General features: G+C 62.7%; 7 protein-coding genes. 2 read left to right on the top strand and 5 right to left on the bottom strand.

Annotated elements, in window-relative coordinates; translation table 11 throughout:
- The first annotated feature begins 8 nt into the window (after nt 1–8).
- Both GHO42_RS11370 and GHO42_RS11375 read left to right on the top strand, forming a co-directional pair.
- Nucleotides 9–1,568 (top strand): murein L,D-transpeptidase, encoded by a 1,560-nt coding sequence (locus GHO42_RS11370; RefSeq protein ID WP_095000063.1) that lies wholly within the window; start codon nt 9–11, stop codon nt 1,566–1,568.
- A gap of 142 nt (nt 1,569–1,710) precedes the next feature.
- Nucleotides 1,711–2,793 (top strand): nitronate monooxygenase family protein, encoded by a 1,083-nt coding sequence (locus GHO42_RS11375; protein WP_095000064.1) that lies wholly within the window; start codon nt 1,711–1,713, stop codon nt 2,791–2,793.
- Here the strand turns inward: GHO42_RS11375 and GHO42_RS11380 are convergent.
- The 5 genes from GHO42_RS11380 to GHO42_RS11400 form a co-directional block, all read right to left on the bottom strand.
- The gene (locus tag GHO42_RS11380) at nt 2,766–4,079 is read right to left on the bottom strand and encodes an MFS transporter (RefSeq protein WP_095000065.1); all 1,314 of its coding nucleotides are present in this window, start codon (nt 4,077–4,079) and stop codon (nt 2,766–2,768) included. The genes GHO42_RS11375 and GHO42_RS11380 overlap by 28 nt on opposite strands.
- 71 nt (nt 4,080–4,150) lie before the next feature.
- Nucleotides 4,151–5,173, bottom strand: a complete 1,023-nt coding sequence (gene dmpG / locus GHO42_RS11385) for a 4-hydroxy-2-oxovalerate aldolase (protein ID WP_095018480.1) — start codon at nt 5,171–5,173, stop codon at nt 4,151–4,153.
- A gap of 10 nt (nt 5,174–5,183) precedes the next feature.
- A complete protein-coding gene (locus tag GHO42_RS11390) occupies nt 5,184–6,113 on the bottom strand; it encodes an acetaldehyde dehydrogenase (acetylating) (protein WP_095000067.1) in 930 nt (309 codons plus the stop codon).
- 21 nt (nt 6,114–6,134) lie between these two features.
- Nucleotides 6,135–6,926, bottom strand: coding sequence for a fumarylacetoacetate hydrolase family protein (locus tag GHO42_RS11395; RefSeq protein WP_095000068.1), 792 nt, complete (start codon nt 6,924–6,926; stop codon nt 6,135–6,137).
- 102 nt (nt 6,927–7,028) lie between these two features.
- Nucleotides 7,029–7,721: SDR family oxidoreductase (locus GHO42_RS11400; RefSeq protein WP_153326618.1), on the bottom strand; the 693-nt coding region annotated here is incomplete at its 5' end.

Consider the following 7,721-nt stretch of genomic DNA (forward strand, 5'->3'; position numbering starts at 1 on the left):
TAAAGCAGTTGTTCAAAAAACGCGCATTTTACTTGAGCATTGCCTTGCTGACTGTGCCACTGGTCGCTGTAGCCGATCCCCTACAGGCAGACACCACAAGCCCGGTACAACAAGCGCTCAGCCAACTGCCGCAAGCCTGTCCGGTCCTGGCGCCACGGGTCAATGCACCGATGCTGCGAATGCTGCAGGGGTTTTATCAGGGGCAGAATGACCAGCCGGTATGGTCGGTCAATGGCCGTTTGAGCGCCCTGCAAGGGGAGCTTGCGCAGTTGGCGGATGACGGTCTGGACCCCGACACCTACAAACTGCCTGTCGCTGGTGATCTGTGTGCCGATATCGGGATCAGCCAGCAGTATCTGCAAGCCTTGCAGGACCTGCACTATGGTCGCCTGCAGCAGTCGCGGTTCGAGCCGGTATGGCATGCCAGTGAGGTTGCACAAGACCGCCAGGCCCGCATCCTGGCCTTTGCCGGCCCGGGCCTGGCGGACTTGCCCCGGGCTTTTGAACAGGCGCGCCCGCAAAACGAGCTGTATCAAAACCTGCGTCGGGTCTATGCCCGCCAGCGTCAGCAACCCTTGCCACAATGGCAACCACTGGCCAGCGGGCCGTTGCTGCGTCCGGGGGCTGAGGATGCGCGGGTGCCCGAGCTGGCCCGGCGACTGGTCAGTGAAGGCTACCTCAGCCACCTGCCGGCGACTGTCGATCACCATTACAGCAATGAACTGGTGGCGGCGGTGAAGAGCTTCCAGCTCGACCATTCGTTGCAGGCCGACGGTGTAATCGGCGCGGGCACCCTTAAAGAACTCAACATCAGCCCCCAGGCGCGGCGTGAGCAGCTGCGCATCAATCTGGAGCGCTTTCGCTGGATAGCCCAGGATCTGGAGCCCGATATCCTGCTGGTCAATGTGCCCGCAGCGCAACTGACCGTGTACCGCAACGGTGTGCCGGTGTGGCAGACACGCACCCAGGTCGGTCGTGCCGAGCGCCAGACCCCGCTGCTCAAGTCCCGGGTCAATCGCCTTACGCTCAACCCGACCTGGACCATTCCGCCGACCATCTTTCGTGAAGACAAACTGCCGCAGATCCGTCGCGACCCGTCTTTCCTCAGCCGTCAGGACCTGCAGATTGTGGACAGCAACGGCCAGCCGCTGGCGGCTCAGGATATCGACTGGGATCGACCGGGCAACATCCTGCTGCGCCAGGGCGCGGGGCCGAGGAACCCGTTGGGCCGTATTGCCATCCGCTTCCCCAATCCGTTCTCGGTGTACCTCCACGACACCCCTAGCCAGGCCTTGTTCAGCAAGGGGCCACGGGCTTTCAGTTCGGGTTGCGTGCGGGTTGAAGCGGTGTTCCAGCTGCGTGACTTGCTGGTGACACCTGCCGAAAAAGTCCGTAGCGAGGAGCTGTTGGGTACCGGGCTGACCCATGAGTTCAGGCTGTCGAACCCGACACCGATCCTGATGACCTACTGGACCGCCCAGGCAAACAAGGACGGCAAGGTGACCTACGCACCGGATATCTACAATCATGACCCGGCATTGATTGCGGCTCTGGCCAGCAAAAAATAATTCGGCCATTGCGGACTTTCGTAGCAGCTGACGAACGCAGCCTCGCTCCGCTCGTCAGCTGCTACATAGTCTTGGGCAACTTGCCTCATCTGCAGGCGAGCCACTAGTATCCAGCTCCCGATTGTCGACCCTGAGAGCCCCCATGAGCTGCTGGCCCGATTCGCGTTTCACCGATCTGCTGGGTATCGCCCACCCCCTGATTCAGGCACCGATGCTGGGCGCTGGCGCCGATATCATGATCGGCGTGGCACAGGCCGGGGGGCTGGCCTCACTGGCCTGTGCCACGTTGAGCCTGGAGGCCATCCGCAGCGAGGTGGCAACCTTTCGGGCTGCCTGCGACCAGCCGCTCAACCTGAACTTTTTCTGCCATCAGCCTCCGGAGTACGACGAGGCTGCCATCGAGCAGTGGAAGTCGCTGTTCAAGGCCTATTACAGCGAGCTCGGCGCCGATTATGACGCGCCCACTCCGATATCCAGCCGCGCCCCTTTCGATGAAGCCACCTGCGCCCTGGTTGAGGAATTGCGCCCCGAAGTGGTGAGTTTTCACTTTGCCCTGCCGGCACCGGAGTTTGTGGCCAGGGTCAAGGCCTGTGGGGCCAGGGTGCTCAGTTCGGCCACGACGGTTGACGAGGCGCAATGGCTGGAACACCACGGCTGTGACGCAATTATCGCCATGGGCTATGAAGCGGGCGGTCATCGGGCGATGTTCCTGCATCGTGAGCTGACCACGCAAATCGGCACCTTCGCTCTGGTGCCGCAAATCGTCGATGCCGTGTCAGTGCCGGTGATTGCTGCAGGCGGCATCGCCGATGCGCGAGGGATCGCGGCGGCGTTTGCACTTGGCGCCAGTGCCGTGCAAATCGGCACTGCTTACCTGTTTTGCCCTGAAGCAAAGCTGGCCAGGGCTCATCACCGTGCGTTGCGCGAGGCTCAGGCCAGTGATACCGCGCTGACCAATCTGTTTACCGGGCGGCCAGCACGGGGCATCGTCAATCGGGTCATGCGCGAACTGGGCCCGATCAACTCCCAGGCGCCAGCCTTTCCGTTGGCCGGTGGTGTGCTGCTGCCGCTCAAGGCCAAGTCCGGGGCTGACAGCGGCGACTTTATCAACCTGTGGGCGGGCCAGGCTTTCCCCCTGAGCCCCGGGCGCATGGCCGAGCTGACGTCGTATGAGCTGACACGCAAATTTATCGACGATTATGCCGCCCGCTCTACATGCCTATAGCAATTTTGCCCGGCATGGCTGGCGGTGCGAATCAGCAACATGATTGCACCTGCCACCGGCAGGCTTACCAGCAGTAATGCATAGCGCAGCGATTCAATACCGAAAGCCGGCTGCAGGGCATCGCTGAGCAAACCGGCCAGCAACGGCCCCAGGCCAATCCCCAGCAGGGTCGAAATAATGGTCTGCAAGGCCATCGCCGTACCCCGGCGGTTGGCCGGGACCAGTTGGGTGATCAGATTGAACGACGGCGCGACCCACCACACCGAAAAAAAGCTGTAGAGCGCGCACAGCAGCATCGCACTGGGCACCGGTACGCTGCCCACCTGCAGCCACACTGTGTTTGGCCACAGCAGGTAGGCGAACAGCGCACTGAGCGCTGTCACATGCCCTATGACCGGAATGCCCACTTGCCAGTGCGGGTTGCGCCGGGTCAGGTGGTCACTCAGCCAGCCGCTGAACAAGGCGCCGATCCCGGCAAAGCCGCCGCAGATAAAACCCGCCAGCAACCCGGCATGTTGCAGTGACAAACCGTGGGAGCGCACCAGAAAGCTGGTGTTCCACATGCCGATGGCATAAGAGCCCAGGGTGGTCAAACCACCCGCCATCACCAGGCAACGGTAAGCGGGCAGGGCCCAGAGTTTGCGTGCCTCGCTGCCCATGCTCTGCAGGGGGTGGGCCGCGTGGGCGCTGGCCAGGTCCCAGCGGCCACGCGCCGGGTCCTTCACCACAAAGGCCAGCAGCGTGGAGAACATCAGCGCCGGCATGCCGATCACGATAAACGCGGTGCGCCAGCCATAGTGCTCAACCACCCAGGCGCCAAGGCTGAGGCCGATCACTGCGGAGAAGGTCGGTGCCGCCGTGAAGCAACTGATGGCAAACGATCGGCGATGGGGCGGGTAGAGGTCGGCAATGATCGACATCGATGTCGAGGTGGTCGGCGACTCGCTCACCGCCACAGCCATGCGTGCCAGGGCGAGCATCCAGAAGCTCACTGCCAGCCCGCACAACATGGTTGCCACGGCCCACAGCAAACAGGCGATGGCCAATAAGCGGGTGCGTACCATACGGTCGGCCAGGCGACCGGCAGGCAGGGCAAGCAGGGCGAATACCGCGGCAAAGGCCAGGCCGGAAATCAGCCCCATCGCTGTGTCACTGACGCCGAACTCGGCTTTGATCGGCTCAATCATCACTGCCAGAATCTGGCGCCCGACAAAGTTGTCGGCAAACACCGCTGCCAGCAATAACAGCAAAGCATGGCTGCGCCAGCCGACATGAGTGTTGGACATGGTGGGTTTCCTGTGAGGTAAAAACGCCGAAGGCGCTGACCCGGTCAGCGCCTCCGTCAAGGTGCGACGCCTCAGGCCCGCTGGCGCGCCAGGGTCATGGCGGTGTCTTCGATCATGTCTTCCTGGCCGCCAACCATGCCGCGGCGACCCATCTCCACCAGAATCTCCCGTGCTGGCACGCCGTACTTTTTCTCGGCGCGCTTGGCAAACAGCAGGAACGAGCCATACACCCCGGCGTAGCCCATGGTCAGGGCATCGCGGTCGCTGCGGATCGGGAAGTCCATGATCGGCACCACCAGATCCTCGGCCACGTCCTGAATGCCAAACACACTGACCCCGGTTTCTATGCCCATGCGGTCGCAAACGGCCACCAGGATTTCCATCGGCGTATTCCCCGCGCCCGCGCCGAGCCCGGCCGCCGCAGCGTCGATGCGGGTGGCTCCGGCCTCGATGGCCGCGATGGAGTTGGACACGCCCATCGACAGGTTGTGATGGCCGTGAAAGCCGATCTCGGTGTCCGGGTGCAGGGCCGCACGCAGGGCTGCAACCCGCGCCTTGATATCGTGTGGCAGCATGTAGCCGGCCGAATCGGTGAGGTAGACGCAGTTGGCGCCGAAGCTCTCCATCAACTTGCCCTGTTTGACCAGCCCCTCGGGACTGTTCATATGGGCCATCATCAAGAAACCCACGGTGTCCATGCCCAGCTTGCGGGCATAGGAGATGTGTTGCTCGGACACGTCCGCCTCGGTGCAATGGGTCGCCACGCGGATGGTATTGACCCCCAGTTCATGGGCCATTTGCAGATGGTCCACGGTGCCGATACCCGGCAGCAGCAGGGCTGACACCCTGGCCTTTTTCATCATCGGGATCACGGCCGACAGGTACTGCTCATCGGTGTGCGCCGGGAAGCCGTAGTTCACCGAGCTGCCACCCAGGCCGTCGCCATGGGTGACCTCAATCAGCGGCACGCCGGCTGCGTCCAGGCCGCAGGCGATGTCTTTCATCTGCTGCAGGCTGATCTGGTGACGCTTGGGGTGCATGCCGTCGCGCAGGCACATGTCATGCACGGTAATTTTTTTGCCGCGAAGATCCATGATCGGCTCCTTAAGCGAGGGCAGGTTGGGGGGCTGATGCCTTGAGTTGCAGCTCGCCCTTGAGGATTTCCTCGGCGAACATCTCGGCGGTGCGGGCGGCCGCGGCGGTCATGATGTCCAGGTTGCCGGCGTACTTGGGCAAGTAGTCGCCCAGGCCTTCGACCTCCATGAAAATCGAGACCCGGTTGCCGTCAAACACCGGGCCGTTGACCAGCTTGTAGCCCGGTACATACTGCTGTACCTGCTCGATCATGCTGGCGATGGCCAGGCTGATCGCGGCTTGATCCGGTTCGGTTTCAGTCAGGCAATGCACGGTATCGCGCATGATCAGCGGCGGCTCGGCGGGATTGACGATAATGATCGCCTTGCCCTTTTTCGCCCCGCCCACCTGCTCGATGGCACTGGCCGTGGTGCGGGTGAATTCGTCGATATTCTTGCGCGTGCCCGGGCCCACCGATTTTGACGCGGCAGTAGCGACGATTTCGGCGTAAGCCACCGGCTGGACGCTGGACACGGCCGCCACCAGCGGAATGGTGGCCTGGCCGCCGCAGGTGACCATATTGACGTTCATGGCGCCGCGCTTGAGGTTGGCCTTGAGGTTGACCGGCGGTACGCAATACGGGCCAATGGCAGCCGGTGTCAGGTCGATCATCAGCACGCCCAGCTCGTTGAGCTTGCGGCTGTTTTCAGCATGGACATAAGCCGAGGTGGCATCGAAGGCGATCTGGATATTGTCTGCCAGCACGTGCGGCAACAGACCGTCGACCCCGTCACTGGTGGTCTTCAGGCCCATCTCGCGGGCGCGGCTCAGGCCTTCGGAGGTGGCATCGATGCCCACCATCCACACGGGCTCCAGCACTTCGCTGCGCAGCAGCTTGTAAAGCAGATCGGTGCCGATATTGCCCGGCCCGATCAGGGCACATTTGATCTTTTTGCTCATGGCTAAGGTCTCGAAGGGGGGTTAGGGCACAAAGCGCAGGTTGGCAGAGCCCAGGCCGCTGAGAGTCAGGCTGACCTCATCGCCGGGTTGTACCGGAACCAGCGGCGCCAGTGCGCCGGAAAGGATGATTTCGCCCTTGCGAAACGGGATGTCGAACTTGCCCAGGGTATTGGCCAGCCAGGCCACGGCCTCGCAGGGGTGGCCCTGTACCGCCGAGCCAAAACCATGACCGGCGGGCTGGCCGTTTTTCAGCAAGTGCAACTCGACCTTGGCCAGATCCAGCTCGCGCGGGTTGATGCGCTGTTCGCCCAGGGCGAAAACACCGCAGGAAGCATTGTCGGCCACGGTGTCCTGAATGCGGATTTTCCAGTCGGCAATGCGCGAGTCGACAATTTCGAAACACGGCACCACCCATTGGCTGGCTGCCATTACGTCTTCGGCGGTGATGCCGGGGCCGTGCAGGTCTTCGCCGAGGATAAAGGCGATTTCGCCTTCAGCCCGTGGCTGCACCAGGTGGTGGGCGGCAAAGCTCACATCGCTGTTGTCGGCGACTTGCATGCGGTCGGTCAAGAAGCCGAAATCGGGCTGGTGCACATCAAGCATGTCCTGCACGGCACGGCTGGTAACGCCAATTTTTTTGCCGACCACCTGCTCGCCCAGCGCCTGGCGGCGTTGCAAGAAACGCAGGGAAATGCGGTAGGCCGTGTCCAGGGTCAAATCCGGGTAACGGGCGGTCAATGGCTCAAGGCTGCGCCGCTCCAGCAGGGCGTGAAACAACTCGTCGCCCAGGGCTTCAATCAACTGTGTGTCCATAAATTGGCTCTCGGGAGGCTATGCAGAAAATCCTCTTGTGGGAGCGAGCCTGCTCGCGAAACTTCTTCGCGAGCAGGCTCGCTCCCACGGTTTGATGGTGGCTCAACCCGGCCAGACGCTCGATTCGGCGCCGCCGTCTACTTCCAGGATCTTGCCGGTGACCCAGCGTGAAGCCGGGCTGGCCAGGTACAGCGCTGCAGCCGCGATATCTTCAACTTCGCCCAGGCTTTGCAGCGGCGTGGCCTTGATCATGCCGTCGCGCATGGCCACCGGCAGCACGCCATTGAGGGCGGCAGTCAGTACCGGGCCGGGAGCAATGCCGTTGACCCGTACCTGCGGTGCAAAGTCCTGGGCCAGCAGGCGGGTCATATGGCTCAGCGCGGCCTTGGCGGTGCCGTAGGCGCTGAATTGGGTTTGCGCATAACGCGCCGCGCCCGAGGTGATATTGATGATGTTGCCGCTGCCGGCTTCGCGCATATGCGGCACGCACAGCTGGCTCAGGTGATAGGCCGAAGACACGTTGAAGCGCATGATTTCTTCAAAACGCTCCACGCTCAGGGTCAGCGGATCGTTGGGGCCGGCGCCGCCAGCATTGTTTACCAGGTGGGTGATGCGGCCCATCTGCTCGCGGGCCTGGGTGACCAGAGCGCTGCGCTGTTCGCTGTCATTGACGTCGCAGCTCAGGGCCAGGGCCCGACGGCCGAGGCTGCGTACTTCTTCGGCTACGGCTTCAACGTCGGCCAAGGTGCGGGCGGCCAGAACCACGTCGGCGCCTGCTTCAGCATAGGCCAGGGC

Origin of the sequence: Pseudomonas sp. FSL R10-0056, from assembly GCF_009600105.1 — a bacterium.
Classification (GTDB): Bacteria; Pseudomonadota; Gammaproteobacteria; order Pseudomonadales; family Pseudomonadaceae; genus Aquipseudomonas; species Aquipseudomonas bubulae.

What these genes read in the sequence shown, in the direction of transcription:
- GHO42_RS11375 (WP_095000064.1), top strand. Translation starts at nt 1,711, where the DNA reads ATGAGCTGCTGGCCCGATTCGCGTTTCACCGATCTGCTGGGTATCGCC.
- GHO42_RS11380 (WP_095000065.1), bottom strand. Translation starts at nt 4,079, where the DNA reads ATGTCCAACACTCATGTCGGCTGGCGCAGCCATGCTTTGCTGTTATTG.
- dmpG (WP_095018480.1), bottom strand. Translation starts at nt 5,173, where the DNA reads ATGGATCTTCGCGGCAAAAAAATTACCGTGCATGACATGTGCCTGCGC.
- GHO42_RS11390 (WP_095000067.1), bottom strand. Translation starts at nt 6,113, where the DNA reads ATGAGCAAAAAGATCAAATGTGCCCTGATCGGGCCGGGCAATATCGGC.
- GHO42_RS11395 (WP_095000068.1), bottom strand. Translation starts at nt 6,926, where the DNA reads ATGGACACACAGTTGATTGAAGCCCTGGGCGACGAGTTGTTTCACGCC.